We start from the raw sequence: 544 nt of genomic DNA, 5'->3' as shown, positions 1-544 counted from the left end.
ACAGCACCATCGTCCGCGCCCACCAGCACGCGGCCGGCGCCCGCAAGGCCGGCGGCGAAAAAGGGGGATCTGCGACGAGGCGCTCGGCCGCTCGCGCGGCGGCTTCACGACCAAGATCCACATCCGCGCTGAAGGGCTGGGCAAGCCCGTCATCTTCAGCCTGACCGGCGGTCAGGTCCACGACACTCAGCAGTTCGCCACCCTGATGGGGACCGGCTGGATACGCCGTCTCGGGCGTGGTCGGCCCCGGCTGAAGCCCGACCGGGTGGCCGGCGACAAGGCCTACAGCAGTGGCAGGATCCGCGAGGCGTTGCGCCGGCGCGGCATTGGCGCCGTAATCCCGACCAAGGAAAACGAGCAGCGCCAGCCTGACTTCGATCGGGAAGCCTATCGCGAACGCAACCGCATCGAGCGGCTGATCAACCGGTTGAAACAGTTCCGGCGGATCGCCACCCGATATGAAAAGCGCGCCGCCAACTATCTCGCCATGATCACCATTGCCGCCATTCTTCTATGGCTCTGAACTTTGCAGAAGCGCCCTAGT

1 pseudogene is annotated in these 544 nt (G+C 66.0%); it reads left to right on the top strand.

Features of this window, described 5'->3' with window-relative positions:
- Nucleotides 1–523 (top strand): annotated as a pseudogene (locus N826_RS39205) (IS5 family transposase); the annotation flags it as partial.
- Nucleotides 524–544: the final 21 nt, after the last annotated feature.

This window comes from Skermanella aerolata KACC 11604 (assembly GCF_000936425.1).
Lineage (GTDB): Bacteria > Pseudomonadota > Alphaproteobacteria > Azospirillales > Azospirillaceae > Skermanella > Skermanella aerolata.
This window is presented reverse-complemented; position numbering and strand designations above follow the sequence as displayed.